Source organism: Arthrobacter sp. Y3223164, from assembly GCF_059091005.1.
Genome location: NZ_JBNHGF010000380.1, coordinates 1 through 2,575 on the forward strand (window position 1 = coordinate 1; position 2,575 = coordinate 2,575).

Genomic DNA, 2,575 nt, shown 5'->3' on the forward strand with positions numbered 1-2,575 from the left:
GCGCCGTCCAGACACCGCAAGGGTTCGACGCGGCAACCCTGGCGGTGGCGCACCGGAGCCTGGCGGGCATGGCCCCCGAGGAGGCCGCCGCCATCACCGACGAAGCCCTGTTACTGGAGCGTCACGGCATCGACGTGATGCTGGTGCCCGGCTCCGCACGGGCCTTGAAAATCACCACGCCGTTGGATCTGACCGTGGCGGAGGCCCTGCTGGCCGCCGGCCGGCCCCGACCCGTCATGAAAGGCTGACCGTGCCCGACTTCCCGTTTCCCCTCCCGCGCACCGGAATCGGAGTGGACGTCCACGCTTTCGCCCCGGACTCCGACCCGCAGCCGTTGTGGCTGGGCGGCCTGCTGTGGGAGGGGGAGCGAGGCCTGGCCGGCCACTCCGACGGAGACGCCGCCGCCCACGCCGCCGCGGATTCGCTGTTTTCCGCGGCCGGGATCGGAGACCTCGGCACGCACTTCGGCACTGACCGTCCCGAGTACGCCGGCGCCTCGGGGGTCCGGTTGCTGTCAGAAGCGGCGCGGATCGTCCGCGAGGCGGGGTTCGAGATCGGCAATATCGCGGTCCAGTTGGTCTGCAACCGCCCCAAGTTCGGGCCGCGCCGGTCCGAATCCGAGGCGGTGCTCAGTGAGGCCGCCGGTGCGCCGGTCAGCGTTTCGGCGACCACCAGCGACGGGCTGGGATTCACCGGCCGCGGCGAGGGGATCGCGGCGGTGGCCACCGCCGTCGTCGTGAAGCTGCCGTAGCAGGGTGCGTTCGCACCGGCGTGGCGGCCGCGGCTAGGCTAGAGCGGTGAGCCTGAGATTCTATGACACCGCCACCGCGCAAGTCCGCGACTTCGTCCCGCTGGCCCCGGGCAAGGCCGGGCTCTACTACTGCGGGGCCACGGTGCAGGGCGATCCGCACGTCGGCCATATCCGTTCGGCCATCGCCTTCGACCAGCTCACCCGTTGGCTGCGCTACAGCGGGTATGACGTCACGGTAGTGCGCAACGTGACGGACATCGACGACAAGATCCTGGTCAAGTCCGCCGAATCCTTCCGCCCCGGCGCGGCCGAAGACCCGATGGTGCCGGTGCCGAACGAGCCGTGGTGGGCGCTGGCCTACCGCTACGAGCAGGAATTCGCCAAGGCCTACGACATCCTGGGCGTGGAACGGCCCACCTACGAACCGCGCGCCACCGGCCACATTCCGGAGATGCACCGCCTGATCCAGCAGTTGATCGACCGCGGCCACGCCTACCCGGCGCTGGACGATTCCGGCGACGTGTACTTCGATGTGCGCTCGTGGCCGGAATACGGCTCGCTGACGCATCAGCGGATCGAGGACATGCAGGCGGCGCCCGACGCCGGCCCGCGCGGCAAGAAGGATCCGCGCGACTTCGCGCTCTGGAAGGGACACAAGGACGGCGAGCCGGAGACGGCCAGCTGGTCCAGCCCGTGGGGAGCCGGCCGCCCTGGCTGGCACCTGGAGTGCTCGGCCATGGTCACCAAGTACCTGGGCACCGAGTTCGACATCCACGGCGGCGGGCTGGACCTGCGGTTCCCGCACCACGAGAACGAGATGGCCCAGTCCCGGGCGGCCGGGCACGGGTTCGCCAACTTCTGGATGCACAACGGCATGGTCACCTTCGAGGGCGAGAAGATGTCCAAATCGATCGGCAACATCATCACCCCCGCGGAGATGCTCCAGGACGCCAGGCCGCTGGTGGTCCGCTACTACCTTGGCCAGGCCCAGTACCGGTCCGCGCTGGACTACAACCCCGGCTCGCTGGTGGAAGCGGGCGCCGCGGTGGAGCGGATCGAGGGATTCCTGCAGCGGGCGCTGAAGTTCCTCTACGGCGAGCAGTTCGGCTTCGTCGTGACCGAACGCGTCCCGGAGGCTTTCGCCGCGGCCATGGACGACGACCTCAACGTGCCGCAGGCGCTGGCAGTGGTCCACGAAACGGTGCGGGCCGGCAACACCGCGCTGGACGCCCGCGACAAGGAAGCGGCCACCCGCGCGCTGCACCAGGTCATGGCGATGACCGACGTGCTGTACATCAACCCGCTGGATCCGCACTGGAGCAGCGGCGGCGCGGACCCCGCGGCCCTTCAGGCCCTGGACGTGCTGGTCAGCGCGCAACTGGAGGAGCGTCGGCTGGCCCGCGAGGCGAAGGACTGGGCCCGCGCCGATGCCATCCGCGACACCCTGGCGGCCGCCGGGATAGTGGTGGAGGATTCGGCCGAGGGCGCCAGCTGGAATCTCGGCTGACGGCAGCCCGCACCGTTGGGCGGTACCCTTTAAAGCAGACGATTCCCGTCGGGCCTGCCGCTCACAGCCGGTGCGCCGCGCGTGGGAACGTATCTTCCCCAACACAAAGGTAGTTTTTCGATGGCCAACAAACCTCGCCCCGGAGCGGTGCGCAAGTCCAAAAAGGGACCCACCGCCGGAACCGGCGGACACGGGCGCAAGGCGCTCGAAGGCAAGGGGCCGACCCCGAAGGCCGAAGACCGCCCGTACCACAAGGCGTACCGCACCAAGCAGCTCTCCGAACGCTCGGCCGCCAAGCGCCCGGCCGGCCAGCGCGG

3 protein-coding genes and 1 pseudogene are annotated in these 2,575 nt (G+C 69.8%); all 4 read left to right on the forward strand.

What is annotated here, in order from left to right:
• Positions 1 to 248 (forward strand): 2-C-methyl-D-erythritol 4-phosphate cytidylyltransferase (locus AC5RUJ_RS14330; RefSeq protein WP_494156054.1); only part of this gene is annotated, 248 nt, incomplete at its 5' end.
• Positions 249 to 250: 2 nt separating this feature from the next.
• Entirely contained in the window at positions 251 to 751 is a 501-nt protein-coding gene (gene ispF / locus AC5RUJ_RS14335; protein WP_494002326.1) for a 2-C-methyl-D-erythritol 2,4-cyclodiphosphate synthase, read from the forward strand.
• 46 nt (positions 752 to 797) lie between these two features.
• Entirely contained in the window at positions 798 to 2,258 is a 1,461-nt protein-coding gene (gene cysS / locus AC5RUJ_RS14340; RefSeq protein ID WP_494128122.1) for a cysteine--tRNA ligase, read from the forward strand.
• A gap of 120 nt (positions 2,259 to 2,378) precedes the next feature.
• Positions 2,379 to 2,575 (forward strand): annotated as a pseudogene (locus AC5RUJ_RS14345) (23S rRNA (guanosine(2251)-2'-O)-methyltransferase RlmB); the annotation flags it as partial.